This is a genomic window from Flavobacterium erigeronis, from assembly GCF_054075165.1.
Map to the genome: position 1 here is coordinate 1 of NZ_JBSKGP010000008.1, position 19266 is coordinate 19266.

Consider the following 19266-nt stretch of genomic DNA (forward strand, 5'->3'; position numbering starts at 1 on the left):
AAAATCGCTGCGCTCTTTTTTTTGGAATTTGGGATTTTAATTTTCTAATTTAATTTTTGGAATTCGGCTTTTAAATAAATCCCAGAGGGATGACATATTTATAGATTTAATGTGACCTCCCGAAAAAAAGCCCCAGCGGGGCGGCATATATCGCTCCTCTGGAGCTTTAAATTGGCAACAATGTAATATATCTATAAATATTATGCTCCTCTGGAGCTCAACTAAATATTATAATTTGATTTCATGTATAAATCAACCCTATATAAATACTTATTTCTTTTTTTAATACTTCAAAACTTTTGCGCTAACGCGCAAGTTTTAAGAAAAAGAACAACGCTTCTTATGGGCGGACGTTTTGACATTAGTATTGTCGATAAAGACTCGCTTTCGGCTGAACAGAATATTGATATTGTTATTGGCGAAATTACGCGAATTGAAAACTTAATCTCCGATTGGAAATCCGATTCTCAGGTTTCTGAAGTCAATCAGAATGCTGGAATAAAACCTGTAAAAGTTGATCGTGAAGTTTTTGAATTGACGCAAAGAGCAATTAAATTTTCTAAAATAACCAATGGCGGATTTGACATTAGTTTTGCTGCTTTAGATCGCATCTGGAAATTTGACGGTTCCATGACCGAAATGCCTTCGGCGGAAGCTATAAAAAAATCGGTAGAAAAAGTGGGCTATAAAAACATCATTTTAGACAGTACAGAATCGACCATTTTCTTGAAATTAAAGGGAATGAAAATTGGTTTTGGCGCTCTAGGCGAAGGTTATGCAACTGATAAATGCCGTGCCATGATGATTACAAAAGGAGTTCAGGCAGGAATTATAAACGGTTCTGGAGACATGAGTACTTGGGGAAAACAGCCGAGCGGAAAAGATTGGAAAATTGGAATTACGAATCCGTTTAAACCAGAGAAGATTTTAGCTGCTGTTCCGCTGAAAGAAGGCGCTGTTACTACTTCAGGTAGTTATGAAAAGTTTGTCGTTTTTAACGGAAAGCGTTATTCCCATATTATAAATCCTGCAACTGGTTATCCCGCAACTGGTTTGTGCAGTGTAACGGTTTTCGGTCCAAATGCCGAAACCGCCAACGGATTGAGCACTTCTATGATGGTTCTAGGCCAGAAAGAAGGTTTGCTTTTACTTCAAAAATTTCCAAACTATAGTTGTGTAATGATTACAGACAAAGGAAAAGTTATTAAGTCTAAGAATTTTGCTTATAAATTGTAGATTGATTTAACCGCAAAGTTCGCAAAGTTTTTTTGATAAAGCTTTGCGAACTTTGCGCTTTTAAAAGTTACTCTAAAATTCTTGCGCTCTTTGCGGTTAAAAACTATAAACCGTAAATAGTCTTACTTGACTTATATGGTTTCAAAAAAATAACATTAAAAAAACATTAGAACCATTCCTGCAATTCTAATAATCTTCTAATAGCTTTATTTAGATTAAATTTAAATTATCATATAAGTTTGCGGCACTTTTATATGCAGACTCAATATGAGAACAACTTTACTTCTATTTTTATTTACTATTTCAGCTTGGTCGCAATCTGGAAATCTTACTGGAAAAGTGACTTTTGGAACCAATGAATTAGCTTACGGTTCTACCGTAATTATCAAGGGAACCCAAAAATATGCTATTGTAAATGATTTTGGTCGTTATGAATTCAAAGGACTAAAGTATGGCGAGTACATTTTAGAAACTTCTTCTATGGAAGGCCAAACAAGAATTGCCAAAATTAATGTGAATAAACCCAATACCGAATTCAACATTTCATTAGATAGAAATGCTCCTAAAGATTTACAAGAAGTTGTAATTAAGAAATCTTCTATCAGAAAAGAAATAATGGAAAAAGGTTTTGCTGTAAACGTAATTGAAACACAGGAAGCAGCACAAAGAAATCTGCAAACCAACGATTTATTAGATCGTTCTGGTGGCGTAAGGATTAGACAGAATGGAGGCCTAGGCTCTAGTGTTACCTACAACATTAATGGAATGTCTGGAAATGCCATACGCATCTTTATTGACGGAATTCCGATTCAGACTTATGGGGCATCATTTAGCTTAAACAGCATTCCACCCGCTTTAATTGAAAGAATTGAAGTATACAAAGGTGTAGTTCCTGGGTACTTAGCAGATGATTCGCTAGGAGGAGCTATTAACGTCATACTTAAAAAGGGATCTAAAAATATGATTGCAGCGTCTGTTTCTTATGGTTCTTTTAATACGATACAATCCAATTTCAGTACGACTTATAGAGACAAATCTGGCTTTACTGTTAAAGCAAACGGATTTCAAAACTATTCTGATAATGATTATGAAGTCTGGGGAAGATTCGTCTATAACATTCTGCCAAATGGACGTTACGATTACATACGAGCAAAACGATTCGAAAGTATGTACAGATCATATGGAGGAAGACTTGAAGCAGGTTTTACAGACGTAAAATGGGCCGATAATTTTTCTATCAGCTATAATGGTTCTGAAGATTACAACCAGATTCAGCACGGACAATATATGACCAAACCTTACAAAGGGCGCTTTAGCGAATCTGCTGCCAATGTTTTCAGCATCAATTATAATAAAAAAGATTTCTTGATTAAAAAACTTGATTTCTCTTTAATTTCTGTTTACAGCCACAGAAATGACGTAATCAATGACACCGTAAAATGGAATTATAATTGGGATGGCGAAAAAGCGCTGGGTCTTTATGGCGAGCCTACCACAACAACTCAAGGAGCACAACAGGGAGCGCCAACAATATTGCATCAAAGATCAGATATTTTTAATACACGAGCTGGTTTAACATACACTATTACCGACAACCATAAAGTTTTAGTAAATAATATGTTCTATAGCGTGGACCGAAATGATTTGGATGAAATGTTGCCAGAATTGGTTCGTAATTTTTTAGCTACACGCGATTTAGAAAAAAATGTTTTTTCAGCTTCGTACGAAATGCAGGCTTTCAAATCTCGTTTAAAAACTAATCTTTTTCTAAAAAATTATGATTTAAATACAGAACAGGTTACTCCTAAATTAAGTAATCAAAATGGTCAGAGTAATCTAGTATTTGAAGCCGATTCAAGAAATACCAATTTTACTGGTTATGGTTTTGCAGGTTCTTATTCTTTTTTACAAAAGGCAATGTTAATGCTTTCTGCCGAAAGAGCTATTCGATTGCCTAACGAAAATGAAATTTTTGGACTACCAGGCGAGAATGTTCTAAGCAATCCTAATTTAGGTCCTGAGCAAAGTGAAAACCTTAACGTGGGTTTAAGATTAGGTCCGTATCTAATCAATCATCATAAATTTTCATTTTACGGAAATGCTTTTTGGAGAAATATTCAAGATAAAATTGTTCGACAAATCAGCGATCGTGTTAACGAAGCGGTGCAAGCAACGCCTTTTATTAATTTAGGAAGATCTCAATCTGTTGGTTTTGAAACTTCTGTTCAATATTCGTTTAAAGATAAATTATTTGCGGGTGTCAATCTTTCTAAATTCAATTCGGTTTATAAACAGAAATATGACGCTAACGGAAATCTGCTTTCTTATTATAACAAGCAATTGCCAAATGAGCCTTTCTTTAATATAAATGGAAATCTGCAATACAATTTCAAAAATTTAATTCAAAGCAAATCAGAACTTAACCTCTATTACTATTGTGGCTATGTAGCTCCATTCTACACTTCTTGGCTTGAGATTGATAGAACTACAGCTCAATTTCCGCAGGATTTAGGTTTAAGTTATGCATTTCCAAACAAACAATTTATAGTAAGCTTTGATGCTAAAAATATTTTTGACGAACAGGTTTATGACAATTTTGCTGCTCAAAAACCAGGAAGATCTTTTTACATCAAGCTAAATTACACGATCAGTAAATTTTAATCACATTATAAATAACTAATTTTTTAAATCCATAAATATGAAAAAGAACAACTTTAAACTATTTACCTCTGGTTTATTACTAGGTGCATTAGCGTTGACTGCATCATGCAGCAGCGATGATAACAAAAATGAAAATGCAGAACCAGTGAATCCAATAACAGACGGAAGATGGATTACTGTAGCAGGAGCTTTGATGCAAACAGATCCAGGTGATGGAAACGGTGGAACTAGAGTTTTTGCTATTAGTAAAGAAAATGCAATTGATCCTAATTTTTCTGTAAATGTTTACGATCAGGGAGTTGCTGTTCAGTCAAACAGAACGGCTCGTTTACAGTCTTCTGTAGATGGAAATACTCTTTTCAATATTACGTATACAGGCGCAAACGGTGGAGAATTTATGACGTACCAAGTTACTGGAGCTAATAAATTTATTGAATCTAATGCAAAAGTAAATATTTCTCAATATGCTGGAACTTCTCCAAGATGGGTAAAACTTTTTGACGGAGATAAAACAGGTGTTGCAGTAAACGTAAGTACTCCAATAGTAAATACGAATGAGGACAAGACGTATAAAAATACAAGAGGAAAAGCTACTGTGTTGTCTTTAGACATGAAGCAAACTCTAATTTCTGCATTCAAACAATATGAAATTCCGTTAAGCGCTGAAGAAGAAGCACAAGGACACCATATTTTCCGTCTAGATGCTCCAACGCTAAACAAAGCAGGAAACAAACTTATCATTGGAACTTGGATGCGTAAAACAGATCCTGCAACAGGACAAAATGCATCTTCTTTCACTCGTTTAGGTTCAAAATCTGTTATTGTTGATTATCCTTCGTTAGAAAATCCAAAAGTTATTACTTCGACTGTAGGTTTTGGAGATACAAGCGGATACAGAAGTTTCAACAGTTTTGTGGCTACAGATGGTAATATTTACCAAGCAACACAAAGAGATGCTCAAAAAGGTTCTTACATCTTAAAAATCAACCAAAACAACGAATATGACAATTCTTATGTATTTAGTTTAGATACAGCTTTAGGAGTTAAAGGAAGTTATATCGATGCATGGAGATATGCTGGAAACGGAATTGCTTATGCGGTATATACTTTTGAAGGAACTGAGCAAGGTTATCTAGCTAGATTAGATTTGAACGCAAAAACAGCTACAAAAGTAGAAGGAATTGATTACGATGCTGATTTGAATTTCGGACAATATCAAGGTTTTGTTGTTGATGGAAACAACTTCTACATCGCTGTAACACCAGTTGGAAAAGATGGTAACATTTATGTAATTGATATTCCTTCTGGAAAAGTTACTAAAGGTGCTAAATTGGTAAACAAACCAGGAAACCACTACATTGGGGTATTCTAAAATATAAAAGGTTGTGAATAACAATCTCTAAAAATTTCATTCACTTGAGTTTTTTTTTAATCGAACATTCCGCTTCTATTTATAGTAAGCGGAATGTTTTTTTATGATTAGAATTTTGAAGCAAATTCTTTTGCGAAATCCTCTAATTTGATTTTACCATTTACCTTTCCATCATTGTTTAAGAAATCTGCGGCTATGGTTTCGTTTCTTAAGCCCGTTCCCATTTCGGTATACAATCCTGCCATTTCTTCTGGAACGCCAGCTTGCGTCATTCCGCCAAAATATTGTTCATCTGTAAATTCAACCCACGGAAGTTCTGGTTTGCCAATGGCAGTTCCAAACGCTTTTACAATTTCTGAAGGTGTTTTTACATCACTAATAATATATTTAATGTTTTTCCCTTCCTGAGTTTTCTGCAACTCTTCTGCAGCGGCTGCAGCAATATCTTCTGGATGCACTAGCGGAATTTGGTTTGATGCAGGAAAATTGGCTCCCATGATCCCCGCTCCTTTTATCATTGGGATATCATTAAAGAAATTAAAATAGAAATATCCTGCTCGTAAAAACGTGATAGAAGTATCTAATTTCTCATAAATCTTCTCAATGTTATACAAACCTGCAATTGGTCCGTTTCCTGTTGGCAAATCGGCTCCAATACTGCTTAGCATTACCACTCTTTTGATGTTGGCGGTTTGGATTGCTTTCGCGAAAGCGGTACCTGCATCAGTCGTATTTTTAACAATATTAATGCCACCCATATTTGGAGGAGTCATTGCAAAAAGGGCATCTGCTCCTGCAAAAGTTTGAGAAAGAAAATCGGCATCGCTAACTGATCCTATTGCGGCTTTTGCGCCCAGATTTTCAATTGCTTCTTTTCGATCTGCATTACTGCTAATTACCGTTACGTCATGTCCTGACTGTACTAATTGTGCCGTTAATGGCTTTCCTATGTTTCCTAATGAACCTGAAATTATAATTTTCATCTTAAAATGTTTTTTTATTTAACAAGACAAAGGTATATTTGTACTTACTTTTACACAAGTACTTACCCTAAAGTATGTATTATGACCGCAATTAAAGAATCGTCTACTATTCAGGAAAACAAGCAGTATGCATTGGAAAAATGTCCCGTGACTTTTGTTATGGAGAAAATTGGAGGCTACTGGAAACCTATTATTTTATATCATTTATCGACCGGAGATAAGCGCTATAGCGAATTGAAAAGAGCCATTCCGGCTGTGACAGAAAAAATGCTCATTCAGCATTTAAAACAATTAGAAGCAGACGGATTAGTAATTCGCGAGGCAAAACCTGTCGTACCGCCATTTGTAACGTATAAATTAAGCAATGCAGGAACTGGTTTATTGCCTGTTATTGATGCCATGGCTGCATGGGCTTTTAAAGTCAAAGACGGCGTCTATACTATTTGATAGACACCGCCTTCTTTTAAAAAACAAAAACTAATTAACTTAACTTGTTAAGGACGCTGATTTTTTTTTCTGTTTCACGCAGATTTAAAATGATCTAGGCAGATCTGACAGATTTTTTTTTTATTTAATTAAAAATGATTTAAAATATAAATCTGCGCTTTCTGCTAAAATCTTTTTAAATCTGCGTGAAACAAAAAAATCAGCGCAATCAGCATACTATAGAATTTTAGTTTTGCTTAATAAAAACCAAATCTTCATTATAATTTGCGATTGCTGTTAATGCATTAAAAATATATTTTGAGACCAAAGCACCGCCTTCAAAATTGATTAAATCGATATCATCATCGGGTGTGTGGTATTGAGGATGCCCACCTGTGTGAAAACCAACCGCCGAAATAGATTCTTTATAAAAAGAAACATGATCGGAACCTCCCACGTCGCCTGCGTGTATAACAGGATTTAATCCGCTGTTTTCTTGGAGGCTTTTCATCAATTCTACTCCGTTAGGAAAAGTTCCCGCACCGCCCATGTAAAGTTCTTTTTTATCGTTTAATCTACCGACCATATCCATATTCAGCATAACTTTTACGGCTTCTTTGGCAACTGGAAGATGATTTACAAAAAATTTTGAACCAATTAATCCTTCTTCTTCTCCGCTAAACGAAATAAAAATGATGCTTCGTTTTGGTTTTATTTTCATCTTAGAAACTTCTTCTAAAATGCACAGCAAAGCCGAAACTCCAGAAGCGTTATCGTCTGCTCCGTTATGAATCGCAAAAGCTTCTTTCTTTTTACTTCCAGAACCTTGTCCGCCCCAACCCCAGTGATCATAATGCGCACCGATTACAATGTATTCGTTTTTTAAAACAGGATCTGAACCTTCGATATAGCCTACAACATTTTGAGTCACCACGCTATCCGATTTCATTTTATTGATTCCTTCTTTTATAAAAACTTTAAAAGGCTGGTAATAAGAATTTCCGAATTCTTTTAATCCGTATTTTTTAAAATGCTTCTGAATGTAAGCCGCCGCTTTATTGTTTTGCTTAGTTCCAGGAAAACGGCCTTCCATCTTATCCGATGATAAATATTTATCGTGTTTATAAAAGGTTTGTGCCATGTTCTGAGCGTTTGAAATAGTGCTCAAAAAGAAGAAACTTACCAAGATGATGCTATTTTTTAAAACTTTCATATTTCGTTGTCTAAAAAATGGAACGCGGATTGAACGGATTTTTTTGTTTCTAGTTTCACGCAGATTTAAAATGATTTAAGCAGATTTAATAGATTCCTTTTTTATTTAATAAAATGATTTAAAAAATAAATCTGTGCTTTCTGCTAAAATCTTTTTAAATCTGCGTGAAACAAAAAAAACAGTTTTATCCACGTTCCACAAGAGTTTTATAAACTAAGCTCAAAAACGGTATGTTTAATATATTTTCGATCGTAAGTATATAAAACATGTATTCTTTTGTCTGTAGTCTGGATGATGGCTGGATAACTGAACTCTCCTTTTTCTTGTTTTTCGAGATCAAACAGTTTACTCCATCTTAAACCGTCTCTAGAAAATTCAACATCTAAAACATTTCTTCCGTTAAACCAATCTTTGCCCATTGGCAACGGATTATTTACTAGCAGAAACATGTTTTTATTTATTGTTAATGCATCTATTCCCGAATTGGAGTTAATCACGTTGATTGTATTGGTGCGAATCCAGCTTTTTCCATTGTCTCCCGACCAGCTGGCAACTACTTTGTTGTGTTTGCTTCGAGATAGCATCTGAATATCGGTAGCGCTATGGATTAAAAATGTAGGCTGAATAATATCAAAATTCAGATTGTTTTCTACCGCAATTTTCTTCCAAGAATCTGTTGCTTCTGTATATTCTTCAATATGTACGCGCCATTCGTCTGTGTTAACGCTTTCTGTGCTGCTTCCGCATAAAATTACGCCAGGTGTAGTTTCGATTGGTTTATTTCGAATTGGACCTAAAATTCCGTCTGGAAGATATTTCGGTTCTCCCCAGGTTGTTCCGTTATCTTTCGAAACAATCATAGCGCCAAACCATTCTCTCGGATTTTTTCCAATTTTATAAAACAAATACAAATTCTGGCTTTTGCTTTTAAACAAAACTGGATTCCAGCATGGAAGCGTGTCTCCGTTTTTAATCAACGGCTGAATGAGATTTATAGGTGCCGACCATTTTTTGTCTTTATAGGCCGAAATGTAAATTCCGACATCTTTCGCACCTTCATATTTTCCGCCAAACCAAGCTGCTAAAATTTCGTTTGGCTTGTATTCTACCAAAGTCGATGCGTGACTTGCTGGCGTTGCAGGCGGATCTGCAATGTAGCCGCTTTCTATATTAACCGCTTTCATTTGAGCATGTATTGCATTATTTGAAAATAAAAATGCTGCTAAAACGATGACGGTAGTTTTTAATTTGAAATTCATTATTTATTTTTTTTAGTACTTAGTCTTTTAGTCCTTAGTCCTTTTTTTTAGTCCTTAGTGGTTAGTCGTTAGTCCTTATTTTTTTTAGTTATTAGCTTATTTTTTGAAGTTACTTAGTAAAGACTAAGAGCTAAGGACTAACAACTAGGGACTAAGCACTAAGGGCTAAAAAAAACAAAAGGAGAGTTACCTCTCCTTCTGTTCAAGTAACAAATCGATTGACTTTTTACTTTACCAAATTAATTATTTTGTGTCCCACCAAAGTCTTGTTCCACCTGAATCTGGACCTCCTAATTTAGAAACTCCGTCTTCTACAGCCGCTTTGTTTGATGAGTACTCATTTGTAGTGTAAATAATTCTTTTCATTAAAGATTTACCAACTCCAGCATCTGGGTTATCTGTGTTTAAAGCTGGATAGATTACTTTAGCATCGCTACGACGTAAATCTGCCCAAGCTTCCCAAGATTCTGGGAAAATTGCTAAGTATTTTTGAACTGCAATCTGAGTTCTCTGATCAGCAGTAGATGCAGACCAAGCAACTGGCAATTTAACTGGAATATCTTGCAAGTCTAATGTTGGATATACTGTTAAGATATTTGGTAATGTTGGCAAACTTGTTCCGTTGATGTAAGCATTAACTACAGCAGCATCTGTGAATCCCCATTGTGCAAGAGACAATCTGATACCTGTTTCGTATAATGTTTTTGCATCTCCGCCCATGTTCCATCCATTTAAAGCTCCTTCTGCTCTACTCAAGTAGTTTTCAGAAGCCATAAAGATTTCGATGTTTTTAGTTTCGCTACGTGTATTATTTGGACCATTCCCTAATTCGTCATTATTAAATTTAGAGAATTCAGTAGTTCCAAATTGATCTTCTAAACCTCCAACTGGGTTTCCTCTATATACTCCTGATGCGATTGGGGCAAACCATTTTGATAAACGTGGATCTTGGTATCCTACTAAGATACTTTCCATAGAAGAAGTCATTACATAACCCCAGCTATTTACAATCATGTTTAAATTGTTTGGAGTAATGTTGCTTGCTTTAAAGAATGCACTCTGATCGTTTGTTTGCATAACTCCGGCAGCTACAGCAGCTTCAGCTTGAGTTTTTGCAGTTGTAGGTTCTTTATCAGAAATTCTTAAAGCCAAACGTAATCTCATACTGTTTCCAAAGATTCTCCATTTGTCAACACTTCCTGCGTATACTCTATCGTTTGGGGCAAGAGAGGCAACTGAAGTTGCAGAAGTAGAACTTAATGTAGCATTTGCTTCGTCTAATAATTTGAAGAAGTCTGCATAAATAAATTCTACGCTATCGTAAGGAACTTTTTCTTTTCCGTTACCAGCTTCAGTGTAAGGAAGTGGTCCGTAAGCATCAACCATTTGGTTGTACATAAAAACTTTCCAGATTTTTAATACCGCAGTAGCTTCTGCATTTCCTTCAGATGCTTTAAAAGCATTTGTTAAAGCTGGAGCCGCAACTGTGTAAAATCTTGTCCATCCTCTACCTTCGTATCCGTTTACGAAAGCATTTCTTTCTGTTCCGTATCCACAGTTTAAGTAGTGGATGAAAGTTGATGATAAAATACCTGTAGCAATACCCCAAGTACCTTGATCATCTACACCTGGCGACGAATAAGAACCGTTGTGGATACCTGCATATAGTGCAGATGCAAATGCAGGACCTGCTAAAGTAGCATCCAACTGATCTTCAGTCAATGAATTAGGATCTTTGTTTATTTCGTCGAAGTCCTTTGTACAGCTAGAAAAAGTAGATAGCATCGCTACAGCAATTCCTAGTGTTTTTATTTTAAAACTATATTTCATGATATCTCTTTTTTAATTAAAATCCGAATTTAACATTAACTCCATAATCTCTCGTTGAAGGAATGTTGAAAGATTCTATCCCTTGTAAGTTTCCTGTACCTGCTCCAGCTTCTGGATCAAAGTGTTCTGCTTTGTTTAAGAAGAAGAACAAGTTTCTACCTACTAATGAGAAATCGATGCTTGTAAATCCTGAGTTACCTAATAATTTTTTTGGCATTGAATAACCAAAAACAAGCTCTCTTAATCTGATGTTTGTAGCATCATAAACGAATGGCTCTGCGATTGGAGTTCTTTGTCCGATTGCTGTCCAGTATTGTTCAGCATTGATGCTTGCTGTGTTTGGAGAGTAAGTTCCGTTTCCGTTATCTACTACACCATCAACAATGATTCCACCATTTCTTCCTGCTAAAGTAATATCGCTCACCCCTAAACCAGCTTGTCTAGCTTGAGTGTATGAAATAACTTCACCACCAATTCTGAAATCAACCAAGAAGCTTAAAGAGAAATCTTTGTATTTAAAGTTGTTTTTGAAACCTGCAGTCCAGTCTGGGTTAAAGTTACCAGCACGAACATCAAAACCATTTGTTGCTAATGGAATACCTGCACTGTTTACAATGATTTGTCCAGCTTCGTTTCTTTGGAAACCTTTGATGTATAAATCACCGTACTCACCACCTTGAACAACTTTACTTCTAACTAAACGTCCTTCACCAATTACTAATTCATCACGTCCTTCAAAGATAGATTTAACTTTTGATTTATAAGAAGCGTAGTTTGCTGTAATATCCCAAGAGAAGTTTTCTGTTTGAATTGGAGTTGCAGAAAGCGTTAACTCGATACCTTTATTTTCAATATCTCCACCGTTTACGATTGCTCTAGAATATCCAGAAGACTCAGGAGTGTTGATGTAGAAAATTTGGTTGTTTGTTAATGTTTTAAAGTAAGTGAAATCTAAACCTAAACGGTTGTTGAAAAATCTAACATCTGCACCAAACTCATTAGAAGAAGAAATCTCTGGCTTCAAGTTTGGATTTGCTTTTGTGTTTTGTCCGTATAACATACCACCGTTTCCTCCGATGTATGAGAATCTTTGCTGTGTCTGATAAGGATCTGTATCGTTACCAACTTCTGCGTAAGAAGCTCTAAGTTTTGCAAAACTGATTACTTCTGGCAATGTAAACATATCAGAAAGAACAGCAGAAAGTCCGAAAGATGGGTAGAAATAATCTTGTGGCAATGTAGAAGACCAGTCATTTCTAGCTGTTAAATCTAAGAATAAGTAGTTTCTGAAACCAATTTGACCAAATCCGTAGATAGAGTTAATTCTTTTTTCTGAAGCTGTAGAAGTAGATTGAACAGTTTGTACGTTTGACAATGCGAAGAAGTTTCTTTTACTTAAAACACCACCAGAGTTTAAAGCTGAACTGTTTTGTTGCAATGAACTTGCTCCTCCATTAAGACCAATAGAGAAATCTCCAAATTTTTCGCTGTAAGAAAGTAAAGCATCAATGTTTAATTCGCTTACAGTTTCATAAGATTCGCTGTATGAACCCATGTTGCTGTTGAATGCATTTGTAGCGTATCTGTTTCTTACGTTTTTGTTTGTCATTTGGTCTAAACCAGCTCTACCTTGTAAGCTTAATGTTTTTGTAAACTCATATTTAAGAGAAGCTAAACCAATAAATCTATTTCTTTTGTCTGTACGAGCATCGTCACGTAAAGCAGACCAGAATGGGTTTCCACCTGGAGCTCCAGTTTCGTCTAAGAAATAGTTTACTTGTCTTTGTCCTGCAGCATCAAAAAATTCGAAATCTTTGTAATCGTTATAAGCGATACTACGAGGCAATAAGTAAGCAGATGTTCCGATAGATTCTTCACCTGTTCTTAACAAGTTATCGATGTCTTGAACGATGTAGTTTGTTTTTACATCCAAAGATAATTTATCAGAAATTTTGCTTGTCAATCTTAAGTTAAGATTGTGTCTGTCCATTTGGTTTCCTCCAACAATACCTTCAGCACGTGTGTTAGTATAAGAGAAATAACCTTGCGCTTTTTCGTTACCAGCAGTTACTGTTAATGTATTAGCTAAGTTATAACCTGTTTTGTAGAAATCAATAACGTTGTTTGGCTGTGCAATGTAACTTTGTGTAGCTGGTCCAGCATAATTTGGGTTACGAACTAACTGCCATGCAGAAACCTGACGTCCGTCTAGAGGAGCACCCCAGCTTGAACTTGAGTTAGAAACATAAGCTCCATTTGTACCTTGACCGTACTCATTTTGCAAGTTCATCAAATTATAAGCAGAAGATGCCATAAAGTTAGATGATAATGTAACTGAAGTTTTTCCAGATTTACCCGATTTAGTTGTAATAACGATTACACCATTTGATGCTCTAGAACCGTAAAGAGCCGCAGCAGATGGTCCTTTAAGAACAGTCATCGACGCAATATCTTCTGGGTTAATGTTAGAAATACCATCTGGCTGTGTAGTACCTCCTGTATCAATATCAGGGTTACCAGTAGTTGTACCGTTACTAATTGGCACACCGTCTACTACATATAATGGTTGGTTGTTTCCGTTAAGAGATCTGTTACCTCTTAAAGTAATTCTAGAAGAAGAACCAACACCATTTGAAGTTGTAGAGAAGTTAAGACCTGCAACTTTACCAGAAAGTGAGTTCGCAACGTTTAATGATCTTGCTTCAGAAAGCTCGTCTACAGAAACGTTCTGTGCAGAATACGTAATTGCTTTTTTCTCTCTTTTAATACCAAGAGCTGTAACAACTACCTCTCCTAACTGCTGTGTATCTGGGCCTAAAGATACATTAATTGTAGTTTGTGATCCAACAGCAACTTCTTTTGTAGCAGATCCTACATAGGTAAAAACTAAAACTGCTGATTGATTTGGAACACTAATCGCATACTTACCGTCAAAATCGGTAGAAGCACTTGTTTTAGTTCCTTTAACAATAATATTTGCTCCAGGAATTGGAATCCCAGTTTGAGCATCTGTTATCGTTCCTTTTACTGTAGTCTGCGCTTCTAGGCTTTGGAAACCAAAAAGGCATATGACCAACAGTAATTTTAGTACGCTTTTAATCATATTAGTTGTTTTTTTAGAGTTAATAACATGTTAAACTTAAGAATACATTTTGTTAACGAATCAAAATTTCGACAAATGACAATTTTGAAAAGGTGTTGGTGAATCTTTAGTCCAAAAATGAAAGAAAACGTTTTCATTTGTAATCCTAGTCTTGTTTATTTACAAGGCCTAAACCCCAAATAATTTAGAGATTTAAGCCTTTTATAATTGTATTCATTTTTTTAAAGCAAAAACGCCGAAATATCTTCGGCGTTTTCGGGTTTTTAGTTCAAAACCTTGAATTTATTTTTTAACAAATCGACCGAATTTCCGCCGACTAAAACTTCGAAATCTCCTGGCTCTACAACCTCCTTCATTTCTCTGTTCCAGAGAGATAGCTCATCCTTTGTAAGTGTAAAATCGACACGTTTGGTTTCTCCTTTTTTAATGAACAACCTTTTGAAACCTTTTAATGTTTTTTCTGGTGTTGTAACGCTGCTGTAAACATCATTTACATAAAGCTGAACAACCTCGTCTCCATCAAAATTTCCAACGTTTTTAACATCAACTGAAACTTTCAATTCGCCATCTTTTTTAATTTCAGTCGAGCTGATAGCCATATTTGAATATTCAAACTTGGTATAACTCAAACCAAAACCGAAATTGAATAATGGATTTTCGCTCTCTGCGACATATCTGTGAATCGCAGAAGGTTTTTGGTTATAATATATAGGTAACTGCCCAACTGATTTCGGAACTGTAATTGGCAGTCTTCCTGCTGGATTGTAATCTCCGAATAAAACGTCAGCAACGGCTCTACCTCCAAATTCTCCAGGGAACCATCCTTCAATAATCGCTGGAATATTATCAGCAATCCAGTTTGTCGACAACGGACGTCCGTTTAATAACACACAAACTACAGGAGTTCCTGTTTTCTGAATCGCTTCGATTAATTCCTGCTGTATTCCGTGTAAATTCAAATCGGCAACGTCTCGGTTTTCTTCCACCAATTCGTTAGATTCTCCTAAAACTACAATCGCAACATCTGCTTTTTTAGCGGCTTCAATCGCTGGCTGCATGTTTACTTTTTCTAAGTTCCAGCGCAAGTGAGCTCTAGCTCCCCAGCCTCCTTCCCACATTTCAATGCGGACTTTGTATTTCTTACCTGCTTCAATATTTTTTGGCGTTGTAACAATACTTGTAGCACCTTTTGTCCAGTTGTCAACAACCAATACATCATCAACCCACATTCTGATTCCGTCGTCTGAACTTAAACCTAACCAACCGTCAAATGATTTATCTGATTGAATATAACCTGTCCAACGAATAGAAAAATCATCCACATTCACACCATCACCAGGAGCCCAAGGCCAGTCAAATTCTAATTGGCTGTCAATACGAGTTAAAGCTGGAGTTCCTTCTAAATTTCTGTTATTGAAATATTCCCCTTTTAATCCGTTTTGAGATCCGTCAGAAGTAAATAAATATTTAGATGGAATCGCCTGCCCTTTTACGATCAGCGGTACGCCTTCTTCGTAAACTACATTTGCCGTTTTGCCAACTACTTGCTGAATACCTTCAAAAACCGTTGTTCCAACACTATTTTTAGGAGAATAACCTCCCAATCTTGAAGCATTAGCGTTTGGTCCGATAACCGCAATGTTTTTAAGATCTTTTTTCAATGGAAGAAGATTGTTTTCATTCTTCAATAAAATCATCGATTTTTGAGCTGCTTCTAATGCAACAGCCTGATTTGCTGCAGTATGAAAACGCTCTTTAATCAGGTTTTTATCTGTAAACGGATTTTCAAATAATCCTAATAAGAATTTCAAACGTAAAACACCGCCCGCAGCACGATTAATGTTTTCTTCCGTTAATTTTTTCTCATTAACCAATTCGATAATGGTATTCTGCCAGAATTCGTTTGAAAAATCGTAAAACTGCATATCAACACCAGAAGAAACGGCTTCTCTAATAGCATCTTTTGGAGAATCTGCCACTTTATGAGTCGTTTGGATGTATTTAATAGCTCCTAAATCTGAAACTACGATTCCTTTAAAACCCCATTCTTTTCTCAAAACATCTGTCAATAACCAATGATTTGCCGCACATGGAATTCCGTCTAACTCAGAATACGCACACATCGTTCCCAATGCACCGCCTTTTGTAAACGCTTTTCTAAAAGAAGGCAAATGATCTTCACGAGCCGAACGTTCTCCTACCAAAATCGGAGAAGAATTTCCTCCCGCTTGCGGAATACCGTGAACTGCAAAGTGTTTCGGTTCTGCGATAATTGAACGATCTGATTTTAAATCGTCTCCTTGCAATCCTTTAATAAAAGCCAAACCAATTTCACTGTTTAAGAAAGCATCTTCTCCAAACGTTTCCGCAACACGCCCCCAACGTGGCTCACGTCCTAAATCTAAATTTGGACCAAAACCAAAGTGAACTCCATGAGCACGGGCTTCCATACCGATTACTTTACCCACTTTATCCAGAACATTTACGTCCCAAGTTGCTCCAAGTCCAATGTTCATTGGAAAAGCTGTACTTCCTTCGTCCAAATAACCATGAAGCATTTCGCACATAATCAACGCAGGAATTCCCCAACGGTTTCCTTTAATTACGTTAGTCTGAAGGTCGTTTATCATTTTCGCTGAACGCGGATAAAGATCGTGGATCGCTCCAATTCCTAATTTCCCTATTTTTTCAGCCGATTTACCTTTAGCAAAATCTTCTTTTTCTTTAAAAAAATCTCCTCTGTACATATCCATCTGACGCACTTTTTCTTCAAGTGTCATACGGCTTAACAAATCCTGTACTCTCTCTTCTACCGGCAGTTTGGCATCCTGATACGGATACTTTTTCTGGGCATGGCTTTGGTTAAAAAAGCCAACAGCCATTACAAAAATAATGGCTGTTTTTCTCATTCTTAATTGTAACATAGTTGTGTGTATTTTAATTTTGAATCACTTTAAGCTTTGTTCCATTCACAAAATCATCGTGTGAAATAAAAAAAGTATTAAGTGTTTTTCCGTTTAGCTCAATCGAATTGATTTTCCCATCATTATTGACTTGTCTTTCAATTACAATGCTTTCTTTTTTATAATATCTTGGATCTAATTTAATCGTCACCCTATGAAACATTGGCGTTGTAATAGTATAAATTGGATCTCCCGGAGAAATCGGGTAAATTCCCATCATCGAATACACCAACCAAGCCGACATCGTTCCGGTGTCATCATTTCCTGGCAATCCTTTCGGTTCATTTTTGAAATATTCGCGAACCAGTCTTTTTACATGATCCTGAGCTTTGTATTCCTCACCTTTCACATAATTAAACAAATACGGATTGGCAATATCTGGCTCATTCGCCATATCAAATTGCTTCATGTCGAAGATTTTCTGCAATTGTGCCGAAAATGCTTGATCGCCGCCCATTAATTTCTTTAATCCGATGATATCATGAGGAACCATGAAATTATACTGCCACGCATTTCCTTCGATAAAACCAACATTTTCTTCAAAATTTGCTCCAGAAGCAGGATCAAATGGTTCGTACCAATCTCCGTTTGCAGTTCTTGGACGAAGTAAATTCAGATTCTTATCAAATAATTTTCTATACGATAACGAACGGTTTTTAAAACGTTTTACATTGTCTTTGTCCCCAAATTCGTTGGCCATAAGCGAAATAGCATAATCTGAAATATTGTATTCCTGAGTCGTCGAAACTGGCCCTTTATTATCTGTCGTTAGATATCCTTTTTTGATATAATCTTTCAATCCCGGACGAAGCGGATTATGTTCCACCTGATCTGCGCCTTTCAACATTGCGTAATACGCTTTATTGACATCATAATCACGAATTCCTTTTAAGTAAGTATCTGTAATTACAATACTTGCAGGATCACCAACCATCGTAAAAGTTTCTGTCGAATTCAATTCCCATTTCGGTAACCAGCCGTTTTCATCAAACATGCTCAACATGCTTTTTACCATATCAGATTGCTGTTTTGGATAAACCAAAGACATCAACTGGTGCACATTTCGGTACGTATCCCATAAAGAAAATACGGTATAACGTGTGCCATCGGTTTTACCAATTTTAGTTCTTTTGATTACGGGATATTCTCCGTTAATATCATTTAAAGTATTGGGGTGAATTAAAGTGTGATACAAAGCCGTATAGAAAATCGTTTTGTCATCTTTTGTACCACCTTCAACCAGAATTTTAGACAATTCTTCGTTCCATTCGTTGTAGGTTTCTTTGTAAATGGCGTCAAAAGATCTGTTACCTACTTCTTTTGCTAAGTTTTCACGGGCATTTTCGATACTTACGTACGAAATTCCGATCTTCACTTCAACTGTTTCTTCTTTTTCAAATTTATAAGTAAAATAACTTCCAATACTATCACCTACAACGGTTTTGATCGTATTTTCCATTATTCTAGCTTTTCCGTTGTAACCCATCCATTGCGCTTCAACGCCGTTGTATTTTGCAGGTTTTTTCCAAATCCCAAATTTATCGGCAGGTTTAGAAAATTGAGCCACAAAATAAACGGGATAAGCATCTTCTGGGCTGTTGTAGCAAAACGAACCCACCGAACGCATTCCTTCAATTTCTGTCGACGATACTACTTTTATCATCGCGCCTTCTTCATTCGTTAAACCTAATCCAAGATTTAGCAAAATGTTTGATTGCCCTTTCGGGAAAGTGAATCTGCTCACCCCAGCTCGTTTTGAAGCCGTGAATTCGCCTTTTACTTTATACTTGTCGATGTTTACGCTATAATACGCCGCTTTTGCCACTTCTTTAGAATAAGTCGAACCGTATTTTAAATGATCGATTTCTACTGCTCCAGTTGTTGGCATCAATAAAATAACACCCAATTCTGGACAGCCGACACCGCTTAAATTCACCTGACTGAATCCTGTCAAAAACGTATTTTCATTCACATACGGATTCGAAAGCCATTGGCTGTCTTTTTCCATCGGTGTACCTTTTACTCCCGCCACATTAAACGGACTAATACTTGCCATTCCGCGCGGCGCAATTGGTCCAGGAAATGCTGCTCCAAAATTGGAAGTCCCAATAATTGGATTGACAAAATCTGCAGGCTCCTGCGCAAAAATGCTGATGCTAAAAAACAGCATGTACAAAATACATGCTGTTTTGAATTTATTATTTGTATTTAAAACCATAG

11 protein-coding genes are annotated in these 19266 nt (G+C 36.1%); 4 read left to right on the top strand and 7 right to left on the bottom strand.

The window, feature by feature from the left end:
• The first annotated feature begins 243 nt into the window (after positions 1-243).
• The 3 genes from ACWA1F_RS16005 to ACWA1F_RS16015 all read left to right on the top strand — a co-directional run bounded on the left by ACWA1F_RS16005 (position 244) and on the right by ACWA1F_RS16015 (position 5269).
• Entirely contained in the window at positions 244-1236 is a 993-nt protein-coding gene (locus ACWA1F_RS16005) for an FAD:protein FMN transferase (protein WP_456894984.1), read from the top strand.
• Between the two features lie 267 nt (positions 1237-1503).
• Positions 1504-3897 (top strand): TonB-dependent receptor, encoded by a 2394-nt coding sequence (locus ACWA1F_RS16010; protein ID WP_456894986.1) that lies wholly within the window; start codon positions 1504-1506, stop codon positions 3895-3897.
• Between the two features lie 37 nt (positions 3898-3934).
• Positions 3935-5269, top strand: a complete 1335-nt coding sequence (locus tag ACWA1F_RS16015; protein WP_456894988.1) for a hypothetical protein — start codon at positions 3935-3937, stop codon at positions 5267-5269.
• A gap of 107 nt (positions 5270-5376) precedes the next feature.
• Here ACWA1F_RS16015 and ACWA1F_RS16020 read toward each other — a convergent pair whose 3' ends face one another.
• The gene (locus tag ACWA1F_RS16020; RefSeq protein WP_456894990.1) at positions 5377-6252 is read right to left on the bottom strand and encodes an NmrA family NAD(P)-binding protein; all 876 of its coding nucleotides are present in this window, start codon (positions 6250-6252) and stop codon (positions 5377-5379) included.
• Positions 6253-6333: 81 nt separating this feature from the next.
• Here ACWA1F_RS16020 and ACWA1F_RS16025 point away from each other — a divergent pair, with 81 nt between their 5' ends.
• A complete protein-coding gene (locus ACWA1F_RS16025; protein ID WP_125721855.1) occupies positions 6334-6699 on the top strand; it encodes a winged helix-turn-helix transcriptional regulator in 366 nt (121 codons plus the stop codon).
• A gap of 226 nt (positions 6700-6925) precedes the next feature.
• Here the strand turns inward: ACWA1F_RS16025 and ACWA1F_RS16030 are convergent, their stop codons facing one another.
• From ACWA1F_RS16030 to ACWA1F_RS16055, 6 genes are all read right to left on the bottom strand, one after another.
• Entirely contained in the window at positions 6926-7891 is a 966-nt protein-coding gene (locus ACWA1F_RS16030) for a M20/M25/M40 family metallo-hydrolase (RefSeq protein WP_456894992.1), read from the bottom strand.
• Between the two features lie 206 nt (positions 7892-8097).
• Positions 8098-9150 (bottom strand): sialidase family protein, encoded by a 1053-nt coding sequence (locus tag ACWA1F_RS16035; RefSeq protein WP_456894994.1) that lies wholly within the window; start codon positions 9148-9150, stop codon positions 8098-8100.
• A 243-nt stretch (positions 9151-9393) separates the two neighbouring features.
• Positions 9394-10980, bottom strand: coding sequence for a SusD/RagB family nutrient-binding outer membrane lipoprotein (locus tag ACWA1F_RS16040; protein WP_456894996.1), 1587 nt, complete (start codon positions 10978-10980; stop codon positions 9394-9396).
• A 16-nt stretch (positions 10981-10996) separates the two neighbouring features.
• Positions 10997-14083 (bottom strand): SusC/RagA family TonB-linked outer membrane protein, encoded by a 3087-nt coding sequence (locus ACWA1F_RS16045; RefSeq protein WP_306156305.1) that lies wholly within the window; start codon positions 14081-14083, stop codon positions 10997-10999.
• A gap of 263 nt (positions 14084-14346) precedes the next feature.
• A complete protein-coding gene (locus ACWA1F_RS16050) occupies positions 14347-17007 on the bottom strand; it encodes a glycoside hydrolase family 3 N-terminal domain-containing protein (protein ID WP_456894999.1) in 2661 nt (886 codons plus the stop codon).
• Positions 17008-17020: 13 nt separating this feature from the next.
• A complete protein-coding gene (locus ACWA1F_RS16055; RefSeq protein WP_456895001.1) occupies positions 17021-19264 on the bottom strand; it encodes a GH92 family glycosyl hydrolase in 2244 nt (747 codons plus the stop codon).
• Positions 19265-19266 lie beyond the last annotated feature (2 nt).